The organism is Dyella humi, from assembly GCF_044904605.1.
GTDB lineage: Bacteria > Pseudomonadota > Gammaproteobacteria > Xanthomonadales > Rhodanobacteraceae > Dyella_B > Dyella_B humi.
Window position 1 is genome coordinate 312,374 of the sequence record NZ_JADIKI010000023.1, and the last position, 20,904, is coordinate 333,277.

A 20,904-nucleotide genomic window follows, 5' to 3' on the forward strand; every position below is an offset into this window, starting at 1 on the left:
CTTTGGCTTGGTTCTAAACAACCACTTCCACATAGCTCTCCCCTGCTGACTGACCTCGCGCCTGTTGGGCATGATCGCAGTGGCGTTTAATGGGCGTTTCTGGATTTCGTGGCCTCAGTGCCGTAGCAGAATCTACTTGCTGAAATGATCGGCGAGCAAATGCCTAGCCCACGCTTACATCCTCGGTTTCAGTGATCCGCTGAAATTCCTTGAGATACTCCGGGCGATGCTTCGCGAGCCAGCGTAGAACGGCGGCATTTTCAAGCCATTTTTTTAGGTGCCCTTTAATGACAGTTAGATGGAGCACATCAGGGCCATAGGAGTCCTCCACTGCCGAGGTTTGCATCTGGAGCGCGGCCAGCTCTCGTTCCATCCGGGCAATGGAACCTACCGTTATCGCATTCGATCCAGTTGCCTTACTCTCGAACGCCAACATGGGAGGCGGAGTCGCCGCCAACATCGCATTGGCGAACTGCACCGAATAGTTCTTGTTGCCGACCATCAGCTCTGCCGCTTCGATCTGACGCAATGACTTCATCTGGCGCAAAATGTCAAAAACCTTTCCGGGACACGGCGCATCGGCAAGCAATCCTACGGCGTCTTCGCAGATGCCGTTGAGGAGACGGAATTTGTGCCGAATCGTTTCAGGCGAAATAGCCAAAGACTTGGCAAGTCGCTCAGCAGACACACCTCGCTCCATAGCCCTCACGATCATCTTGTGGTCCTGAACCGCCGAAAGCCGGCTGACGCGTTTGTTGTAGGTATAGGTATCATCGTCACGCGTCACCAAGCACTGCACCTCCGACCAACCTAGATCTCGGATGGCAACCATCCGAAGATGTCCATCGACCAAAAAATATTGCCCAGGCGACTTAGCTGCGGCAGTGACGACTAGCGACTCGACCAGTCCAACTTCTTCAATGGAGGCGAGAATTTGTTGGTATTTGATGCTCGCTTTAACGTTCGCACGAATGGCCTTCAGCGGCAGAATGCTGTTTAGGCTGAGGCGAATGCATTTTGGTGCAAAAGCGACCTTAACACCCTGCGCTGACAGACCAGTCGAACGCGCTTCGATGTTCATGCTCACGATTGCACTCCACGAATCCGCTCATGGATGAGTTTGGGCAAGGAATCCAGTCTCTCTGCCTGAAGCAGACCGAAGAAATCGATGTTATCGAGTAACTCCTTGATGGCCTGCGTTGAAAAAACGAGACGATCGTGGACAAACGATGCTTTCTTAATCACCAGTCGCTGACGCTCGGCCTCCTTTTCGAAAATGCGCCGAATATCAGCTGCTGACATCGGTTTTCGTTCACGGGGACTGGATTTCTCATGATCGTGCATCTTCGGACTTCGCTTGGCGCGGACTTCGAGCAATCGACGAAGGTGCGAAAGCTTTTTGCCTCGAAATCCTTTTTCATATGCATCGGTCAACATGGCTTGAATTTCAGTGGAAGTGCCCCTGGCAATGTCGGTGGCCATGCTCAAGGGAATGAGCTCTCTCTCGACGGCCGCCAGCAGCGTTTCTTCTCCGCGTTCAAGCAGATTGCCAATCATTGCAACCCACGAAGAGCTCACTCCGATGATTTCGGCAATTTCCTGATCTGGGTGCCCACGCTCACGGAGACGACCCACTTCCCGCATGAAGTCGATGCCCCTATGGGACCGCCGAGCGACGTTCTCGACGAGACTCATGACCAGACAATCTTCCTCCGTCACGTCGATCACCATCGCGGGCACCATGGTGTAGCCGAGTATCGTGAGTGCCTCAAGGCGACCCTGTCCACATACCAAGTCATAAGGCTGCCGGTCACCATCAACACGCCTGCTCACAGTGATCGGCCGCTTGAGGCCCACTGCGCGGATATTCTCGACCAGTTCCGCGCGAGAGCGTCTTCCCCGAGAACGCGGATTTAGGACATGAATATCTTGAATGGAGATGTTCTGAACCTCCGCGTTGACGTTCTCAGACATGCTCATGCTGCCTCCCTGAGGCGCATACGTGCTGCCAGCGCACTCAGGATGTCGAGGTCCTGAAAACGGTAGCCATCAATGAAAGGACTGTTGTCGAACCCTAGATGACGCGGCCATGCCGCCATGTCCAGCCGAGGAATGAGGTAATAATCTTTTGCCAATTCGTTCGCGGCATCCATGCGGACAGCGACAGTAATATCAGGCTGGAGGCTCATGTCGAAGCGCACGCTCCAACGTAACGAGCCACTTGATTGCTCAATGCTGCGAGCGATCACGACCGACACAGTCCATTCCCCGTTGATCGTGACCAAGTCCGTGTCCATATCTCTGAATACATCGAAAGCCCGCTTTTTTAAGGCATCAACCACGGCCGTCACAATCGACGGGCGCCATGTCCTCAGGCGGCGATTCACGTCCAAGTAGGCGTAGTCACGACCGTTGTCGTAACCAATGAGTGCGTAAGCGCGCACAAGGCCATCAAAGCGCTGCCGGTAGGACGTGCTCGAAGGCATATCCTCTTGCTCATCAATGATAAGGCCAGACAGCATTCCAACTTTCTCAGCAAGCCTGCGCAGCATTTCCAGCATTTGGTGGTCTTCGAGTCGCACCGAGCGCTGTGCGATGATCTCTCGAACTTGCAGGAAAACATTCGCCGAGACGATCCCGTCGAAAGCACCATCGCAGCGCACCCACCGCTCTGGCGGATTGCAGACAATTGGTTGTTTGAGTTTCCCGGATCTGTGGTTGTAAACGTTATTGCCGATGTATTTTTCGTTGGTCAACACTTGGTGAATCGTGCCTCGCGTCCAGGGTCGATCAAAATCGGTCAAGATCCTCTCATCGTTAAGTTGGTCCGCGATCGATTGCTCTCCCATGTGCCGGCCAAGGAACATGTCGTAGATGCGATGAACCACCGATACCTCCTCAGGAGGACCAGCAACCAATATGACGCGGTCGGTCTGAATGCTCTTTTGTTGCCCACGGGTGAGAAGATCCTTGAAGGATCGCTGTTCATCGATGAGCGCACGACGCAATCCAAACCCTGGGCTGCCTCCCTGGTGAAACCCCAAGCGCACCAACCGGCACTGACCAGCGAATACTTTGGCCGACAGTTCTCGGCTGTATTCAGCAGCCATCGATCGCTTTACGCCCTTGACGATGGTGGCCAGCGGTGATCCATCGTTCTCAAATGGCTCTGCGCAGTAAATAACGCGAATTCCCACTCGCGTGCATAGGTATTCGTAATGAGCTGCTTCGTCGGAATTCTGAAAGCGGCCCCACCGGCTGACGTCGTAAACCAGAATAGCCTCGAAGCCGGCATGCCCGGTCTCCACATCGGCAAGTAACTTCTTAAGGCCGTGTCGTTGACCGATCTCCAAGCCGCTCTTGCCGTCGTCCTCATAGGTCCGGACGATGTCCATGTGATGGGATTCAGCGTAATCCCGAATGGCGGCCGCCTGATTGGCCGTAGAGTATTTCTGGTGATCGGTCGACATCCTCACGTATTCCGCGACCTTGAACCGCGGTGAAGTGGGAAAGACATCGTGAACAGAAGTCGGTGCCATGGGGCACCTCGACGATCAAGGGGACAAGCGGCCTCAGGGCCTGCACGCTACTCGCTACAGCTACCGCTTCCGTGATGGAGTTAACAAAATCGTTTATGTGGAATCTGGACACGCTGACGATCCTTGCCTTCCAGCGGTCCCGATCTCGTTCAACATGACATCAACGACGGGGCAAGATGGCTTCGACAGCGCTATCGCGGCAGCTCTAATGAAACTGGCTATCGGAGGAACATGATCCCCAACAGCAACAGCGCAGCTACAGACAACCCAACCAAACCGCATGTCATCCATTTCAGGGTCTTGTCTTGACTCGTCATGCTCCTGTTCGCGTTTTCCAAGTGTTGCCGAAGCGTCTGCTCTCGACTCTTGGCGTCTACGATGTCTCGCTCGCGCAATGAGACGGCGCCCTTCAACTGCTCGTTTTCGCCGCCCATCTCCCAAAGAAAGAGGGCGACGACAAAGTCGTCGCCCCAGGTTGACCCTTAGTCAAGGCTTCGGAGCAACCTACAATCCTGATTGATGACCTCCCCCTCAATCAGAGCATCCGTCGCCTCCTTGAAATCGGGCGTGCTCATCCCGGCTTTTAAGCAAGCCAACCAAAGTTCCTTAGGCGGATAAATGTCGCCCGGCCGGACGCTGCGCCGGCGATACAACTGCAAGATGAAATCTCGGTTCTGATGACTGGACATATGCGTGACTCCTTACGCAGGTCCGGCACGATGCCGGCGTCCTGCGGGGAGAGAACGAAAAAGTGCGCTCTAAAAATCGCCCTTTCTGACGAGTTCGTTACGAGCCGTTCAGTCATGCACGGTCGCGGGCTACAAGAGCCCGCGTGACGCCATGCTGACGACGTGGCCGGCACCGATCACCAAGTGATCCAGCACCCGCACGTCGATGAGGCGCAGCGCCTTGATCAGCTCTTGGGTGATGGCACGATCGGCTGCGCTGGGTTCGGGTTCACCGCTCGGGTGGTTATGCGCCAGGATGACCGCTGCCGCATTGTGGCTAAGAGCTGCTCGGACGACTTCCCGCGGGTGGACGTTGGCGCCGCCGATGGTGCCGATGAAGAGCCGCTGGCAATCGAGGATACGATGCCGCTGATCCAGCCAGACGATGTGAAATTCCTCATGAAGGAGCGCGCCAAGGCGCATCCGAAGGAAGGCGCCGGCGTCTTCGGGGTTGCTGATGCTGCCCTGCCGTTCAAGCTTGGCGCGCAGGAGGGTTTCAGCCGTGGCCAGGATGTCTTGTTCGGTGATGGTGCCACGACGTTGGTAGTTGCCGTGACGATCTTGGATGAGGCCCATGGTGTTCTCCCACGGCGCTGGATTGCGCCGTGGGCCCCGGTCAGCGAAGCGAGGAAGGTGGCAGCACCGGAATGCCGCCGCCGAGCGGTGGCGTGGAGGCGGGAACAATGTGGACGAGGGCATCCTTGCGCGCACCGATCGCGGAGCCATCCTGGCCCACAAACAGGTGCAAACCCTGCCGAGGGAGTGCCGTGACCGGCCGACCGATTAGGTCACTGGTGAGCTCGGCATTGTTCAAATGTTGAAGTTATGTGCGCGACCGGACCCTATCGTTTGATGGCAAGTCAGCTCCATATGGGATGGCCGTGTTCTGTCGCTCTTCCGCAAGCTCGGCTCTGGGCTCTGCCTCCAAGGCCCCTTGCAGAGCAACCAGATATTCCATCAGCGTCAGCCACCGAAGCCCCTTCCGTTTATTGATCGGCAGTGTGAGCGCAAAGAAGAGGTCCACCGGTCGATCCACATGTCCTGTGGACACGAACGGCCATTCTTCGTCTGCCGCAGCTGCCGGTAGGAAGTGATTGAATGTCAGGTGGCTGACGAGGTTGTCGTCATGGGCCTTCGCCACCTCCGCGATGCTGGTATGGCGATGCAGCCTTCGGGTCGCCAGCACATCGCCGAGCGCATAGCGCACCGCGGCACGTGGCTTGGTTTGTCGGAACGGGGGAGGATCTCCGGCTTTTCGGCGACGCTCCAATGAAGTCGTGGTTATACCCAACAGCACCGCGGCTTCTTCTGGTTGAAGCAATGTCTCCGGATCAAGATCAAGGATGCCATTGCTTCGAAGAAATTGGTCGGAGAACGCTCTTGGCAGAGACTTAGGCATGGGCGCGTCAACCTTTGCCTTGGGATTTGTGCTTTTCAAACAGACGCGTGCAAGCATGGAGGGTTCCCAAGTAGTAGTGGAACATCCAACTCAACCAAATTTCTTCGTCGTAGTCGGTCTTCTGAGTTTGACGGTGGTGGCGGACTCCAAATTCATTGGCCAACTTGAATAGGTCTTTCTCGTCGTTCCTATTGAGAACCAGCTTCACTTCATCGCGGAGAAATTCAAGCACGTCTGCGAGGTCCCGCACAGCGTCTCGATGATCCGCAACGGTGGATCCGCGCCTCAAAAATTTGTTTTTGGCCAGTTCAACGCGGATGACGATGTTGGTGTGATCGGGGTGGACAATTTTTTCAGCCATCAGAGGCTCCATGCCCCGATCCGGTAACGCACAAATGTGGCGTTTGACCGTCAATTCGTAGCCTCTGCCATAGTCCGCCAACAATGGATTGATCGCCTTTCGAAAGTCTTTAAGACCTTCCCTCTTGTCGTAGAACTCATAGCGATCAACGGCCCCCTTCTCACGTATGACGTCGCCCACTGGCTTTGACACATGGTCGGCCAGCAACTCAAACATGTCGAAGAGTTCGTCTTCCGAGTAGAAGGCTAAATTCTCCAATAACGGCCAGAGACGATCTTTATTCAAGTGAATTTTGATGTGCTCGTAGACGTTGCCAAGCTTACCCGCGAACTCATGCTCCCCTGGCGAGCCGAAGGCTTCCAGAAAATAACCTTGATGCTGAAAGTCGCTGTATATCTTCTCGAAGGCCTGCATCACTTCGACAATATGGAGCCTTCTGACGTAGGGCGGAACCTTGCCGGTGCGGACTGAGTAGTAAAGTCGTCGCTGTTTAGCGGTTTTCCCCTTTGCCATGATATCCCCTGAGCATGAGTTGCAATATTTTGCGCCCGCTGATCAATCAGAAGTTCGCGAAAGCGGATATCCAGTCCACCTCGCAAGGTTGGAGTAATCCAAGCTATACCCCAAACCGTGCAATCCTGTGATCAGGATTTTGACCGCAATACGGTCTGCATAACTTGCTGGAAGAAATTTGGATCGCCCCGCATCCGATCCAGCACAGCCTCTACATCCAGCTCGGCTTTCGGCTTTTCCACCTGTAAGCCCACCAGCTCCCGGAGCCGGTTCTCTCGCTTTTGGTAAAGAGGACGCAGGATGTTGGCCTTCTCTTCCAAATAGCGATGAGTGGCGCCGGCGACCCGGCTGCCGCCTTTCCCTGCCCCGTGGTGAAGGGCCGCTCCGCTGACCAAAAGTCGGGCGGTGTGCATCAAGTCGTCGTCGCTGCCAATCTCGCGGGCCAGGGACCGGCGCAGGTCGTGCGCGGTCAACGCGATGCCCGTTTTCTCAGCGAGGGCCACCAACACACCGCGGGGACTGCTGATCGGATGGCCGTGCTCCCGGGACGGAAAAACATACCGCCCCGGCGCATCCGGCCGCCACAGCTCGTTGAGGCGTTTGCGCTCCTGCAAGATCTCGGCAGCCCAGGGGGTCAGGGGCACCACGTCCAACGCCGCGTTCTTGGTGGTGTCTTCGGATAGCCAGATCAGCCGCTTGGCCAGGTCCACCTGCGACCATTCCAACAGTTGGGTTTCCGTGGCCCGGGTTCCCCACAAGATCAGCAACAGGTAGAAATCCACGAGCACAGAGAGATGGGGTTTGATGGCCCTGCTCCGCGGACTGATGCGGGCAGTGAACACCGCCGGATCGTGTGCCGCACGCTGCATATCCAGCAATGCTTTCAGCCATTGGATGTGATCGGGCGACGAGGTATCCAGCGCCTTGTGGACAAGACGATCCGCCGGCCAATCGCTCTCGTGGTTCTGCCGCCAAAGGCGCAACGGGCCCTCATCCCTTCCCACACCCAGCTTCAAAATCTTGGCCGCGCGCCACCAAGCGCCATCGAGATGCCGATAGATCTTGTCCAGGGTTCCTTTCGAGACCGACTTAGGGCCCCACGTGATCTTGGGCTGGCCGCCAGATGCCCGTTTCAGCAGCGGAGTGAGGCTGTCGCTGACCACCTCCTCGTTGAGGTGGCCAACGGGCACCTGCCACATCGGCGAGCCGTCGAGCCACCGTTGGACCTTGATGCGGTCGGCCGTGCTGCTGTCACGCAACTTGGGATCCGCGGTTCGACGTTTGCCGACACCCACTTCCAAGCGCCCTTCTTCGCCCAGCTTGGCCTTGTGTTTGCGCTTTGCTTCGATGAAGTCGGCAAACGCCACGGCCATGGTCAGGCGCCGGTGCTCGGTCGCCAGCTTGGTTTGCTTCAAGTGATCTTCGCGAACGAGCAAGGGATCGATGTTTTCTTCCATCGATACCAGCCAGGCACGTGCCCGCTTGCGGGCCTCGTCCAAGGTGAGCACGCGACCGGTGAAGTCATCGGCCTTGCGTGCACGACCCATGGCGCGCCGGGTGGACTTGCCGCCCATCTTTCGTCTTACGCACCACGTCACCGCGCCCGAGGTGATGCGCAAGAGCAAGCCTGACTGCCCGCGTTTGCCGCCATCGCGGACGATCCATTCGACGGTGCCTGGTGGGGTCGGTTCGAAGATAGGGCGACCGGCTTTGTTGAGTCCAACGATCTGGTTTTCGAACGTCAAACTGTCGACCAACATCTGCGAAAGTTCGAGCTGAACTGCCATGTTCGATCCCCGTCCTGGCGAACGCCGTGGAATCGATGATACCCCTGTCTATGGCGCCCTTGTGGCCCCTGATCGGGCGGTTTTGGACGGTTGGAGAGCGGTCATTCAGCCAAATTCTTCCCGAGGCGGTGACGCCCTTCCATGCCGACCAAGATGATCTATCTTGGTTTCAGGGGCTAAGCTGCAACCCCAGGCGCGGCGCGGCTTGGGCCACAGAAAGCCCTTGACGAAAGAGGCCGGCTCCGCTTTAATTGTCGGCTCAACGCAATACCCTGGCCGGGTAGCTCAGTTGGTAGAGCAGGGGATTGAAAATCCCCGTGTCGGCGGTTCGATTCCGTCCCCGGCCACCATGAATTCAGCGAAAAAGCTCGCCTTTTGGTGAGCTTTTTCGTTTCTGGCATTCGGCCGCTCAGCTCTCTCTCGCCAGCGTAGCCCTGGCTTCCGCCATGAAGCGCTCGGACTCCTCATGCGTCGGCATGTTCGATGCGAGTTGGGCAAGCACTTGCTCGATATCACCTGAGCCGGAGAACGCTTCATCGCATAGCAAGGTCGCGATGGGGCCGAAGTAGTCCAGCGCAAGCTTTTCCACGATTTCGCGCTGGCTCGGTGCCGCCTTCGCAATGGCCGCGGCAGGTGCGCTTGGCTTGGCATCCGATTTCGGCGGCTGTCGCGCCAAGGCATCGTTCTCAAAACCGCCGAGCAACCATTGCAATGCGACCTGACTCAGCGGCGTGCTAGTGCCTGCGTTGCCGAGCGCTCCGGGCTGAAAGCGCGCGCGTGCGGTGGACACCTCGGACAAGCGTTGCACAGCTTCGTCGCTACGGTATCGGCTGAAAACAACGTCCTCGATCTGGCCATTCCGCAGCCGGATCGTGGACGAGTTGTTGCTTTCCGTGGCGATAAAGAAGAAGCCCGAAGCCTTCTTCTGCACCAGCGCTTTCAGCTCGCGCAAAACCTCGAAAAGCGGTCGAAATTCACTAACCATCCTCGTTACTCTCGGCAGCTATGGCGCTAGGCCGAAGCCAAACGCCTCAACGTTTACTGAGCCGTTCCATGGCCAATCGTACGCTGTTTGACAGCCGTGCGATGGCCCGGGCCAGGGTGCCTATTTCATCCTTGAGTTTGACCTCTTCAATGGTGTTGTCCCACTTGCCCAAACTCAGCTGATCGGCCACCGCGGTCAGACGCTGAACAGGCTGAAGCACGCGGTTCCAGATCAGCACGGATTGCAGCCCGAGCAGAAGCAAGCAGACCAGCAGGCCAAGACCGCCGATCCACAGGGTTTGACGCGTGATTATCCGGTTGATGTCGCTCTTCGGGTAGGCGGAAACGAGCGTAAAGCCCCATCCCGGAACCTCCTGCTTGTCCACGCTCCAATCCAGCGGCTGCTCCTGGCTGACTTTTTCGATCTGGGCGGGGTCGGTGGTAGCGCCGGTTTTCGAATGGAAACGCAGTTTGCCCTTGCTGTCGAACAGGGCCACGAAACCGGAGTCGAGTACGTGGCTGTCGCCGATAACGCTATCGAGGGATTCCAGGTCGGTCTTGTAGCCCACGTACCAGATACCGATGGGTTTCGGATTTCTGCCGTCGTAAATCGGCTCATAACCGGTGACATAGGGATTGCCGAGGATATCTACGACGCCGTAGAAGGCCAGCCCTTTGCGGATTTCCGCGATTGCCGGCCCGTGGGGATCCAACTGCGTTCCGATGGCGCGCGATCCGTCGTCCTTCTTTACGTTGGTCGACACACGCACAAAATCGTCGCCCGATGCCGAAAAGAGGGTAGCCGTGCCATCCATGATCGAGGTGACGCTGTCGACAACCTGAAAGGTATTGGCTTGAGGCTTGTTGCCGAAGAGCAATTCGTTGGCCTGGCGTCCCGAGACCGTTACCTCTGGACCCGAGCTGGGCAGTCCCAGCGCGTCGGTTTCCTGGCGAAGCAGCCGCATCGAATTGTGCACCCGCTCCAGCATGATCGACCGGGTCACGGAAAAAAGACTTTGCAATGCGACGGACTGGCCCTTGATCGAGGCGTCGGCATCGGCTTTTACCTGATGTGCCTGTACCACGGCCAACCCAATCGCGGTCGCGATGACGGTCGCAAGCGCCAGTGCCAATACAGGCAACAAAAGGCGCACTCTCAATGAGTGTCTTAGCATTGAATTCCCCCTAAAACGTTCGACATATGCCGGCTGGGCCTACCTGGCCCCATTGTGACATCCATTGGTTACGAAATGATCGCGATGATCTGTCGATTGGCCGATGAGGACAAATATCCATCGTACTGACTGTCAAGAACTGCCAACCGTGACATGTTTTTTAATACTTGATAGGTCAGTCATACATATCCCGAGTAGCCCACCCGCTGGCCGTCGAGACAGGATCCCGGTTCGCGAACGAGCGGCATTGGCTGGAATCCACACATGCCGCAGATCGAACCATTCGAGCGCGATTCGCTGCCATCCGTAGCGCATGCATGAACCATTCCCTACCCCGCTAATCTTTCTTTCACCGCAGGTTGATCGCAGGCGACCAAGACTCGCAGACACTCATCGGTAACGAGGGTAAGTCTGTGAAGAAAATTGCTACCTTGACCATTGCTGTGGCGTTGGGTTGTGCCGGCGTGGCCATGGCGCAGGAGGAACATGCGCTGACCCAACAGCAAGTCGTCGCGCAGCTTACGCAGCAAGGATATACGGATGTCCATGACGTCGACTTCAGGGATGGTGTGTGGACGGCACGCGCGCGTAGCGGCGATGGCACTCATGTGAAACTGCGCGTGGATCCGACCACCGGTGTGGCCTATCCGGACAAACAGGTGTCACGCATCAACGAAAAGGATATTCGCGCCATGCTTTCCACGCAGGGCTATACGCACGTGCATGACGTGGACTTCCATCACGGCGTGTGGACCGCCAAGGCCAGGAACGACGCCGGCGCGCGCGTCTCGCTGCAGATCGATGCGGATTCAGGACGCATCATCGGTACGAACTGAGGCTCGAGTCAGCAGCTCAGAAACCCAGTTTTCTAACTTGGGATTGCAGACGTGCAGCAACCCATCGCGAATCGCTCGTGGCTGGCCAATGAAGGAAGTGGCCAGCCACGAGCCTAGCCATCACAGCGATGTTGTGAGATTCGTCACCCAATCCGGCAGCACACCGATGATGGCCGCTTCCAAGCTGCGATCGGTGCCCGTCACGATCAGCACACCCACCAGCACGATGAGCACGCCCAGCACTCGTCGGCCGCGCGTACCTGCCGCCATTAACCTGCCGCGCCAGCTGGCGAGCAGGCTTTGCGCGAACAGCGCCATCACGAACAGCACGCTGGCAATGCCAAGTGCAAACGCCCCCATCACCAACGCCACTTGGCCCAGATTCTTGCCTTGCGCAGCCAGCACGGTGGCCGCACCCAGCGTCGGGCCCACACACGGACTCCACACCAGGCCCAGCAGCACACCGATGCCCGCCTGCCCGGCCAGACCGAATCGCTCCAGCCGCGCCTGGCGTTCGCCCGCCCAATTAGAGAGCGGCCCAGCGGCATGCTCGAACAAGCCTTGCAAGGCAGGAACGATCAGCACGACACCCACGATCAACAACAACACGGCGCTCCACAACCGGATCGTTTCTGTGTTCAAGCCGATGGATGCGCCGAGCGTGGCGATGACGAAGCCGGTGAGCGTGAACGACGCGACCAATCCCAACGCCAGCGCAAGCGGGCCCCAGCGATGACGCTGCGCCGCGCTGCCAAGCACGATGGGAACCAGCGGAATCACGCACGGCGAAAGAATGGTCAAAACGCCTGCCGCGTAGGCAACGACGGGATTGAGGCCGACACTCATGACCACACTCCGGAAGCAGACAATACAAACTGACGAACGAGCATGTTGAACTCCTTTGAACTCATGATCTTTCGTTCCGATGATTCAGAAGGTTACGGCTGTAACCGCTCGTAATTGGCAGCGAATAACCATCAGAATCCACTCAAGAAGGAGCTGCCCATGTCTTTTCTTCGCAAGCTTTCCGCAGTGTTACTGCTTGGCCTGACTTTCGCCGCGCCGGCAATGGCTCAGCCCATCCAGCCCTTCAGCATCGCGGCATTGAAGGCCGCCCAGGCCAAGGGCCAAGCCGTGCTGGTGGACGCCTATGCAAGCTGGTGCCCGACCTGCCGCAAGCAGGAACCCACCATCAACGCGCTGACCAAGGATCCTGCGTTCGAAAAACTGCTGATCCTGCGGCTCGACTACGACACGCAGAATGCCGAAAAGCGCGAGCTAGGCATCGTCCAGCAGAGCACGCTGATCGCCTTTGACGGCAGCAAGGAAACCGGCCGCCTCGTCGGCGTGACCGATCCGGATCAGATCAAGGCGCTGGCGCAGTCGGCTTTGCACTGAACGCCTACGCTCAGCATCTGGCCATGTTTTTTTGCTCGTCACCTCGGCGAAAGCCGGGGCACAGTGACGTTAAGGATCTACAAGTCGCTGGGTCCCGGCTTTCGCCAGGATGACGATGGTGTAATGAACCCTATGTACAGCGAGATTGTCCCTCTCCCTGCAGCAGAGAAGAGGTATAAAACGCGAGATTGAATCTCGAGGTTAATCAGGAAAGAGGAAGCCTAGCCATGGTCATCAAGTACAGCTTAACGGCTGCATGGCTGCTCGTTCTTGGTGGCTGCGCGTCGGCACCTTCCGATCATGAAGCTGCTGCATGGATGAACTACACATGCAGCGATGAACGCACGCTACAAGCGAGGTATCCCGATCCGAACACTGCGGTGATTCGGATCCAGGATGAAACGCACACCTTGCACATTGCGATTTCCGGCAGCGGCGCACGCTATACCGGTGAAGGCTGGCAATGGTGGACCAAGGGCATGCACGACGGCATGCTCGCCCCGCTCGCGACGGGCGAAAGCATCGCCAGCGCGCCTGGCGTTCAGTGCCATGCCGACTGATCTCACATCTTCCTAACGACTCAACGCGTTCGTCATGAACGCACCACGCTTCGCCATCTTAGTGACGCATAGAAATAATCCTCGCGTCATCACTGTGCGCCATGCTTTCACTATCGGATTCGGAATTTTTCCCGATGGTGTCGCAGTACGTTTTTCCTTCCAGCCGAGGCCTGTTCCGTATCGTCAAGCACGGGCATCGCTGGCGTTCGCTGGTCGAAGCACGCGAAGTGGCCCGGCACGATTCGGCCGAAGCGGCGCTGGATGCGCTGCGCCAGGCTTGGCCGCACGCACGCTTGCCGCAGGTATTGAGCGAGTGGCGCTACGTCGCCGATGCCGCCTATCTGCCGCATGCTCGGCTGGCGCGCACTACCAATGGTTTCAGGATTACTGGCATCGATCCCTCGCAGCCGCGCGTGCGCCGCTCGCGCCGCGGGCCGGGTCGGCCAAGCCGTGACGTGACTGATCATGGATGATCGGTCACAGTCCTTTGCCCATTTTTAATCCCGCGCTGAAAATTTCAGACGCGCTCACTCCTGCGCGTTGATCACTTCCAGAAAATCGCGCCCGTAACGCTTGAGCTTCGCTTCGCCCACGCCGCTAATCGAGGCGAGCTCATCTTCGTTCGCCGGCAGCGCGCGCAGCATCGCCAGCAACGTGGCGTCGTGGAAAATCACGTAAGCGGGCACGCCGTGCTGCTTGGCCAGACGCGCACGCAAGGCGCGCAGCGAATCCCACATCGGTTGCTCGTAGGATTCGATCCCCAGGCTCGCGCCGGTGACCAGTTGGCTGTCGCGACGACGCGATGCGCGGCGCGCGGGACGCGTTTCCTCGCGCATGTGCACATCGCGCTTACCGGTGAGCACGTCGCGGCTTGCCGTGGTAAGACGCAAGGTGCCGAAGCCTTCGGCATCCGTGGACAACAAACCGGCTGCAAGCAGTTGGCGGAACACCGATCGCCACTGTTTTTCGTCCATGTCGGCACCAATGCCGAAGGTGCTGAGCTTGTCATGCCCGAGCTGGTTCATGCGCTCGTTGTCGATGCCGCGCAGGATGTCGACCACGTGACCCGCACCGAAGCGCTGACCGCTGCGGTACACCGCCGATAGCGCCTTTTGCGCGGGCACGGTGGCGTCCCACGTCTTCGGTGGCTGCAGGCAGTTGTCGCAGTTTCCGCAGGGGCCAGGAAAAGTTTCGCCGAACGCGGTCAGCAACAGTTCGCGCCGGCATTGCGTGGCCTCGGCGTAGCTCAGCAGCAGATCCAGCTTCGAACGCTCGACGCGCTTGCGCTCGTCGCCCGATTCGGACTGCGCAATCATCTGGCTCATCGTCACCACGTCAGACAGGCCGTAGATCATCCACGCCTCGGCCGGCAGGCTGTCGCGGCCCGCGCGGCCGGTTTCCTGGTAATAGCCTTCCATGCTGCGCGGCAGATCCAAATGCGCGACGAAGCGCACATCGGGCTTGTCGATGCCCATGCCGAAGGCGACGGTCGCCACCATCACGATGCCGTCCTCGCGCAGAAAGCGTTGCTGATTCGCCATGCGCGTCGCCGCATCGAGCCCAGCGTGATACGGCAGCGTTTCGATGCCCGCTTCGGAAAGCCAAGCAGCGGTTTCGTCGACTTTGCGGCGACTCAGGCAATAGATGATGCCGGCGTCGCCGCGATGTCCATCGAGAAAACCCAACAGCTGGCTGCGCGGGTTATGCCGCTGCGTCACGGCGTAGCGGATGTTCGGACGATCGAAGCTGGAAACGAACTGGCGTGCATCCTGCAGCGCCAGGCGTTCGACGATTTCCTCGCGTGTGCGCGGATCGGCGGTTGCCGTGAGCGCGATGCGCGGCACCTGCGGATAGCGCTGATGCAGCAGCGTCAGTTCGCGGTATTCAGGGCGGAAATCGTGGCCCCATTGCGACACGCAGTGCGCTTCGTCGATGGCGAACAACGCTACTTCTGTGCGGTCGAGCTGTTCGAGAAAGCGCGTGGTAAGCAGGCGCTCGGGCGCCACGTACAGGAGATCCAGCTCGCCAGCCGACAGCTTGCGCTCCACCTCGCGCTGCGCCTGCGCGTCGAGACTGGAGTTGAGATACGCCGCCGCCACGCCAGCCTCGCGCAGCGCGTCCACCTGATCGTGCATCAGCGCGATCAGCGGCGACACCACGATGCCGGTGCCCTGCCGCAGCAGCGCGGGAATCTGGTAACACAGCGACTTCCCGCCACCGGTGGGCATCAGCACCAGCGCATCGCCACCTTCGGCCAGGTGCTCGACGATGGCCTGCTGGTGACCGCGGAAGTGGGCGTAGCCGAAGACGCTTTGGAGGATGTGAAGAGGCGTAGCAGGCATCATCGAACCAAGGAACGGGGAACGGGGAACGGGGAACGGGGAACGGGGAACGGGGAACGGGGAACGGGGAGAGCGTTGCGGCCTGAATGCTGCGGGTCAAGTCTTCCCGCATGATGTCCGCTGTCGCTTCCGCGAGCGACATGGCGCAAGCCAATACCTTCTTCGACCTAGCAAGCTACATGTTCCCTGTTCCCCGTTCCTTGTTCCCCGCCCTCATTTCAATCCCCACAACTCCCTATCCACATCCGCATCCAACCCGAAGCGCGCCAGCGGCACACGGCCATTCTTCACTTCCACGCCCTCCGCACGCAGCAAACGGCACTGCTCGCGAAAGCCGCGGCTGCCGGGCGACATAGCGATCTGGCCGCTGGAGCGCAGCACGCGGAACCACGGCAGCGTCATGCCATCGGGCACCTCGCCCAGCAGGCGGCCCACCAGCCGCGCGCGGCCCGGCAGGCCGGCGCGCGCTGCGATGGCGCCGTAGCTGGCGACGCGTCCCGGCGGAATGGCTGCAATGGCTTCAAAGACCTTGAGGTATTCAGGCTTCATGACAGCACGCACTTTACGAAGAATTGATCCGAGCATCCTCAACTCGTGGCAGAGTAGCAGCGGTCAGTCCAGGAATCGGATTCCGCATGCATCACTTCGAAGCCGTACGCTCCATGATCAGCAGCCTGCATACCTTGCGGCGCAACGATCCGTATGTGATCAGCTTCGACCTGACGCTGCCGCATGGTCGCCACCAGGGCATCTACCTGGCCGAACTGGAAGACGAGAACAGCCGCCGCTACCTGCGTATCTCCACCCCGATCGGCCCCCTAGCCGGCGCCGATCCCAAGCGCTGCCTGCGTTTCAATTGGGAGCAGCGCATCGGCTTCCTTGCCGTCACGGACCTGGACGGTTCGCCGTACCTGCACCTGTGCGAGAACCGGCCGTATGAACTGGTCAACGGGCAGGAGCTGATGCGGTTGATTACGGAGCTGGGTGCGCTGGGCGATCAGCTTGAACAGTTGATTGTCGACAGCGGCGATAGCTTCTAGAAGCCCTCTCGCGAAGCGCTTACAAAAAGCTCATATCCACCATCCCGGCGAAGGCCGGGACGGCGATGGCTCAAACAAACTGCCGCGCCAGACAGACAAACCCATACGCAATCAACGCCGTCACCGGCAGCGTGAGTATCCACGCCCACACCATGCGCTCCACCACCGACCAGCGGATGGCATTGAAGCGCTTGGCTGAGCCCACACCCATGATCGAGGACGACACAACGTGCGTGGTCGACACCGGCAGGCCGAAGGTGGAAGCGCACAGGATCACGAGTGCGGAACTGCCTTCCGCCGCAAAGCCGTTGATGGGATGCAGCTTCACCATCTTGTGGCCAAGCGTCTTGATGATGCGCCAGCCGCCGCCTGCGGTGCCGCCGGCCATCGTGAGCGCACACACCGCCGCCACCCAATGCGGCACAGCGAAGCCGCCCACCGTGGATTCGTGGATACGCAGGAAGGACAACCATTCCGGCAGATGGTCGAAGCGTCCGGCCGCCGTGGCGCTGGCCAGCGCCAACGCGATGATGCCCATGCTCTTTTGCGCATCGTTCATGCCGTGCGCCAAGCCCATCGCGCTGGCGGAAAGAATCTGCACCTTGCCGAAGAAACTGTTCACGAACGGCGTGCGCCCCAGATGGCGCAGAAAACCTTTGCGGGAAGCGAACCAGGCCAGCAAGGCATACAGACCGCCCATCAGCACAAAGCCCAGCACGAAGCCCATCACCGGCGACACCACCATCGGCATCACCACCTTCGGCAACACGCCCTTGCCCTCCCACCAGTGCGCACCGCCCTGCGCCCAGATCACGGCGGCGAAGCGCCCGCCCGCTTCGGCGATCGCCGCACCCACTAGCGCCCCCACCAGCGCATGACTGGAACTGGACGGCAAGCCCAACCACCAGGTAATCAAGTTCCACACGATCGCCGCCAACAGCGCGCAGATCAGCAGTTCCGGCCCCGCGTGCACCACGCCGGTATTGACGATGCCCGCCGCGATGGTGGCGGCAACCGCCGTGCCCCACATCGCGCCGATCAGGTTGGTGACCGCCGCCAGCAACACCGCCTGCCCGGGCGAAAGCACCTTGGTGGCCACGACCGTGGCGATCGAGTTGGCGGTGTCGTGAAAGCCGTTGATGTAGGTGAAAACAAGCGCGATCAGCACGACCGCGACGACGAGGCCAAGACTCATGGATGCACTCCCGATCCCTTAGGAGTTCTTCAGCACGATGGAATAGACGATGTTGCCCACGTCGCGGCAGCGGTCGATGGCCTTCTCGATCAATTCGAACAGATCCTTGGCCAGCATCGCGCGCATGGCGTCGTCGCTTTCGAGGTAGAGCGTGCGATAGGGCGCCAGCAGCATGCGGTCGCCCTCCGATTCCAGCGTCTGCAGGCGGTCCTGCAGCTTCTTCACCGGATCGATGCGCAGACCGCGGCGCAGTTCGCCGATCATCTCCACCACCACTTCGGTGGAGCGCGTCAGCACCAGAGTGCGCTGGGCGAAGTCCACCCCGTGCAGGCGGCCGGCGACGATCTCGTAGCGTTCGGCGAACTTCTCTACGCTCTTGGGAATTTTGTACAGCGCGGTGTTGAGCGCCTCGATGTCCTCGCGGTCCAACGCGGTGACGAAGGTGTTGACCAGTTCTTCGCTGATCTTTGCGGCCAGCGCCTTCTCGCGCGAACGGGCGGAGGCGAAAGCGGCCATGACCGGGGCGTGGTCGCTCCGAGTGACCAATTCATGCAGGGCCTTGGCGCTTTCGCGGGCAGCCTCGGCGCTCTGTTCCAGCAGGCCGTAAAACTTGTCGCCTTTGCCGAAGATCGTCTGGAGTGAAAACATGTGGGATGCAGGACCGGAAGGGGCAAATATTTCACGAATGTTACAGGACCACCCTGCCGCACCGCACCACCTGGGCCTGCCCAGACCCTCCCGAGGGCCGGCGGCGTGCCTTACACTGCACCATATGCCCGCACCCGATGCCCTGTCGCGATGCTGACCACAATCGCGCTCGTCCTTCTTCTCGCCCTCTGCAACGGTTTTTTCGCGCTGTCCGAAATGGCGCTGGTCGCCTCGCGCAAGAGCCGGCTCAAGCAGATGGCCCGTACCAGTCGCCGCGCCCAGGTTGCCCTCAGGCATGCCGAGGCGCCGGAGCACTTTCTTTCCACCGTGCAGGTAGGCATCACCCTGGTGATGTTGATTACCGGCGCGGTGGCCGGTGATGCCATGGGCACCGAAATCGCCAAGTTACTGCACGACGGCAGCATCGCCTGGCTGGTGCCCTACACCCGAATCATTGGCATCGTGCTGGGATTCGTGGTGATCTCCTTCATCCAGATCGTGGTCGGCGAATTGGTGCCCAAGCGCTTGGCGCTGTCGGCGCCGGAGGAGGTGTCGAGTATCGTCGGCATGCCGATGCTGGTGCTCGCGCGAGCCACCGCTCCTTTCGTGTGGATGCTCAACCGCTCCAGTGGCGTGCTGCTTAAGCTGCTACGTGTAAAAGATCGCGGCAATAGTGCCGCCACGGAAGAAGAAATCCGCCTGCTGGTGGCCGAAAGCACCGAGCAAGGCGTGCTCGACGTTGACGAGCAGGCGATGGTCAATCGCGTGCTGCGACTGGGCGATCGCACCGTGGACAGCGTGATGACACCGCGCATGCGCATCGCCTGGCTAGACATGAACGCGCCGCTGGAAGAAAACCTCGAAGTGCTGCGGCAAACCTCTTCTTATTCGCGCTACCCGGTCTACCGCGACGACGAAAGCGATGTGGTCGGCGTGCTGGAAGTGAAGAGCCTCCTGGGCTGTATCACCCTCGGACGTCCGGATCTGTTCCGCACGCTGGCCAAGCCGCTGTACGTGCCCGCCACCGCACGCGCGCTGGATCTTCTGGAAGAATTCCGCGACGCCGAAACGCCGATGGCGCTGGTAGTGGACGAATACGGCGACATCGACGGCATCGTCACCCTCAACGATCTGCTTGCCGCAGTGGTCGGCGCCAGCCAGCTCGGCCACGGCGGCGGTGGGGAAGATAACTCACCGATCGTGCAGCGCGAAGATGGCAGCTGGCTGGTAGACGGCGCGCTCTCCACCGACGACTTGCGCGAACTGCTACATCTGGATCACCTACCAGGCGAAGACGAACACGATTTCCGCACCGCCGCCGGCATGGTGATGACCGCGCTCGGCCACATTCCGCAAACAGGCGAGGTGTTTGCGTGGCGCGGGATACGTTTTGAAGTGGTGGATCTGGATGGCGCGCGCATCGACAAGCTATTGGTTACGCCTGCGCCGCGGATTGAGTTAGCGGACGACGAGCAGTGATGCTGCGTGTAGGCTGAATGTTGGTAGGCTGGGATACCAATCCCGGCAACGGATGTGGAAATAGCTGGGATTGTCATGCCAGCCTACGTTACCGCTAGCACAGAAATGGCGGCTACTTTCTCTCCCGCGCCAACTGTGCCATCCGCTGCGCATCCGCCAGAATCCCATGCAACACGCGCAACTCGCGCTCATCCATCTGCGCGCGCAAAAACAACTTGCGCAACCGCCGCATGATCATGTTCGGCGAGCGGCCTTTATGGAATTCGATATCGTCCAGCGTTTGCGCCAAATGCTCGAAGAAACGCTCCAACTGCGCTGCATCCGCAGGCGGCTCATCGTGCACAGGCGGCGGCGCGGGTAGCTTTTCGCCCAGCAGCGCTACGCGTAACTCATAAGCCACCACCTGCACCGCCTGGGCGAGGTTGAGCGAGCTGAAATCGTCCACGCTGGGAATGCGCACCATCGCGTGGCAACGCGCCAGTTCGTCGTTCTCCAGACCCGTGCGCTCGTTGCCGAACACTAGTGCCACCTGTTCCCCGCGTTCCGCTGCGGCAAGCGCCTGCGCAACGGCTTCGCGCGGTGTCAGCTCCGGCAGATTTACTTCACGACGCCGGGCCGAGAGCCCCAGGATCAGGCTGGTACCGGCCAATGCGTCCACCAACCCCGCATGGATGCCCGCCCCTTCCAACACATCGTCCGCGCCCGCCGCCATGGCCGATGCATCGCGATCCGGAAAGCGATGCGGTGAGACCAGTTCCATGCGGCTGAAGCCCATGGTGCGCATCGCCCGTGCCGCGCTGCCGATATTGCCGGGGTGCGAGGTGCGAACGAGGACGAAACGGAAGCGGCTGGGAAGGTCGGCGTCAGTCATGCAACAGGATCAAGCGTTTTCGGGCTGGCAAGGATAGTGGAGGAGCACG

22 protein-coding genes and 1 tRNA gene are annotated in these 20,904 nt (G+C 59.6%); 7 read left to right on the plus strand and 16 right to left on the minus strand.

Annotation, left to right across the window (positions count from 1 at the left end):
* Nucleotides 1–163: 163 nt before the first annotated feature.
* The 8 genes from ISP18_RS12635 to ISP18_RS12670 form a co-directional block, all read right to left on the minus strand.
* Entirely contained in the window at nt 164–1,081 is a 918-nt protein-coding gene (locus ISP18_RS12635) for a plasmid partitioning protein RepB C-terminal domain-containing protein (RefSeq protein WP_380015825.1), read from the minus strand.
* A gap of 2 nt (nt 1,082–1,083) precedes the next feature.
* Entirely contained in the window at nt 1,084–1,980 is an 897-nt protein-coding gene (locus ISP18_RS12640) for a plasmid partitioning protein RepB C-terminal domain-containing protein (RefSeq protein WP_380012248.1), read from the minus strand.
* Nucleotides 1,977–3,539 (minus strand): recombinase family protein, encoded by a 1,563-nt coding sequence (locus tag ISP18_RS12645; RefSeq protein ID WP_380012251.1) that lies wholly within the window; start codon nt 3,537–3,539, stop codon nt 1,977–1,979. The genes ISP18_RS12640 and ISP18_RS12645 overlap by 4 nt, the downstream gene beginning before the upstream one ends.
* Before the next feature lie 818 nt (nt 3,540–4,357).
* A complete protein-coding gene (locus ISP18_RS12650) occupies nt 4,358–4,843 on the minus strand; it encodes a JAB domain-containing protein (RefSeq protein ID WP_380012254.1) in 486 nt (161 codons plus the stop codon).
* Nucleotides 4,844–4,883: 40 nt separating this feature from the next.
* Nucleotides 4,884–5,081, minus strand: a complete 198-nt coding sequence (locus tag ISP18_RS12655; RefSeq protein ID WP_380012257.1) for a hypothetical protein — start codon at nt 5,079–5,081, stop codon at nt 4,884–4,886.
* Nucleotides 5,082–5,090: 9 nt separating this feature from the next.
* Entirely contained in the window at nt 5,091–5,723 is a 633-nt protein-coding gene (locus tag ISP18_RS12660) for a hypothetical protein (protein WP_380012260.1), read from the minus strand.
* Nucleotides 5,674–6,540, minus strand: coding sequence for a hypothetical protein (locus tag ISP18_RS12665; protein ID WP_380012263.1), 867 nt, complete (start codon nt 6,538–6,540; stop codon nt 5,674–5,676). The genes ISP18_RS12660 and ISP18_RS12665 overlap by 50 nt, the downstream gene beginning before the upstream one ends.
* Before the next feature lie 131 nt (nt 6,541–6,671).
* Nucleotides 6,672–8,327, minus strand: coding sequence for a tyrosine-type recombinase/integrase (locus tag ISP18_RS12670; protein WP_380012266.1), 1,656 nt, complete (start codon nt 8,325–8,327; stop codon nt 6,672–6,674).
* A 274-nt stretch (nt 8,328–8,601) separates the two neighbouring features.
* Between ISP18_RS12670 and ISP18_RS12675 the strand changes: the two genes are divergently transcribed.
* Nucleotides 8,602–8,677, plus strand: a tRNA-Phe gene (locus tag ISP18_RS12675).
* A 59-nt stretch (nt 8,678–8,736) separates the two neighbouring features.
* Here ISP18_RS12675 and ISP18_RS12680 read toward each other — a convergent pair.
* A complete protein-coding gene (locus ISP18_RS12680) occupies nt 8,737–9,312 on the minus strand; it encodes a hypothetical protein (protein ID WP_380012269.1) in 576 nt (191 codons plus the stop codon).
* Between the two features lie 46 nt (nt 9,313–9,358).
* On the minus strand, nt 9,359–10,486 hold the full coding sequence (locus ISP18_RS12685) for a Cache 3/Cache 2 fusion domain-containing protein (RefSeq protein WP_380012272.1): 1,128 nt from the start codon (nt 10,484–10,486) through the stop codon (nt 9,359–9,361).
* Between the two features lie 413 nt (nt 10,487–10,899).
* Between ISP18_RS12685 and ISP18_RS12690 the strand changes: the two genes are divergently transcribed.
* Entirely contained in the window at nt 10,900–11,322 is a 423-nt protein-coding gene (locus ISP18_RS12690; protein WP_380012275.1) for a PepSY domain-containing protein, read from the plus strand.
* A 120-nt stretch (nt 11,323–11,442) separates the two neighbouring features.
* Here ISP18_RS12690 and ISP18_RS12695 read toward each other — a convergent pair whose 3' ends face one another.
* Complete coding sequence (locus ISP18_RS12695) at nt 11,443–12,168, minus strand: cytochrome c biogenesis CcdA family protein (RefSeq protein WP_380012278.1); 726 nt, start codon at nt 12,166–12,168, stop codon at nt 11,443–11,445.
* 159 nt (nt 12,169–12,327) lie between these two features.
* Here ISP18_RS12695 and ISP18_RS12700 point away from each other — a divergent pair, with 159 nt between their 5' ends.
* From ISP18_RS12700 to ISP18_RS12710, 3 genes are all read left to right on the plus strand, one after another.
* Complete coding sequence (locus tag ISP18_RS12700; RefSeq protein WP_380012281.1) at nt 12,328–12,720, plus strand: thioredoxin family protein; 393 nt, start codon at nt 12,328–12,330, stop codon at nt 12,718–12,720.
* Between the two features lie 227 nt (nt 12,721–12,947).
* A complete protein-coding gene (locus ISP18_RS12705; protein ID WP_380012284.1) occupies nt 12,948–13,280 on the plus strand; it encodes an MliC family protein in 333 nt (110 codons plus the stop codon).
* 101 nt (nt 13,281–13,381) lie between these two features.
* Nucleotides 13,382–13,753 carry a hypothetical protein gene (locus ISP18_RS12710; protein WP_404559525.1) on the plus strand — a complete coding sequence of 124 codons (372 nt, stop codon included), beginning with the start codon at nt 13,382–13,384 and terminating at the stop codon, nt 13,751–13,753.
* Nucleotides 13,754–13,807: 54 nt separating this feature from the next.
* On the opposite strand, the gene recQ is transcribed toward ISP18_RS12710, so the two are convergent.
* Both recQ and ISP18_RS12720 read right to left on the minus strand, forming a co-directional pair.
* A complete protein-coding gene (gene recQ, locus ISP18_RS12715) occupies nt 13,808–15,622 on the minus strand; it encodes a DNA helicase RecQ (RefSeq protein ID WP_380012290.1) in 1,815 nt (604 codons plus the stop codon).
* A 213-nt stretch (nt 15,623–15,835) separates the two neighbouring features.
* A complete protein-coding gene (locus ISP18_RS12720) occupies nt 15,836–16,171 on the minus strand; it encodes an MGMT family protein (protein ID WP_380012293.1) in 336 nt (111 codons plus the stop codon).
* Nucleotides 16,172–16,257: 86 nt separating this feature from the next.
* Here ISP18_RS12720 and ISP18_RS12725 point away from each other — a divergent pair, with 86 nt between their 5' ends.
* A complete protein-coding gene (locus ISP18_RS12725; RefSeq protein ID WP_380012296.1) occupies nt 16,258–16,662 on the plus strand; it encodes a hypothetical protein in 405 nt (134 codons plus the stop codon).
* A 70-nt stretch (nt 16,663–16,732) separates the two neighbouring features.
* Here the strand turns inward: ISP18_RS12725 and ISP18_RS12730 are convergent, their stop codons facing one another.
* Together ISP18_RS12730 and ISP18_RS12735 are read right to left on the minus strand one after the other, a co-directional pair.
* Nucleotides 16,733–17,857, minus strand: a complete 1,125-nt coding sequence (locus ISP18_RS12730) for an inorganic phosphate transporter (RefSeq protein WP_380012299.1) — start codon at nt 17,855–17,857, stop codon at nt 16,733–16,735.
* Between the two features lie 18 nt (nt 17,858–17,875).
* Complete coding sequence (locus ISP18_RS12735; RefSeq protein WP_380012302.1) at nt 17,876–18,505, minus strand: DUF47 domain-containing protein; 630 nt, start codon at nt 18,503–18,505, stop codon at nt 17,876–17,878.
* Nucleotides 18,506–18,655: 150 nt separating this feature from the next.
* Between ISP18_RS12735 and ISP18_RS12740 the strand changes: the two genes are divergently transcribed.
* Nucleotides 18,656–19,984 carry a hemolysin family protein gene (locus ISP18_RS12740; RefSeq protein ID WP_380012305.1) on the plus strand — a complete coding sequence of 443 codons (1,329 nt, stop codon included), beginning with the start codon at nt 18,656–18,658 and terminating at the stop codon, nt 19,982–19,984.
* 112 nt (nt 19,985–20,096) lie between these two features.
* Here the strand turns inward: ISP18_RS12740 and ISP18_RS12745 are convergent, their stop codons facing one another.
* Nucleotides 20,097–20,855 (minus strand): RNA methyltransferase, encoded by a 759-nt coding sequence (locus ISP18_RS12745; protein WP_380012308.1) that lies wholly within the window; start codon nt 20,853–20,855, stop codon nt 20,097–20,099.
* Nucleotides 20,856–20,904: the final 49 nt, after the last annotated feature.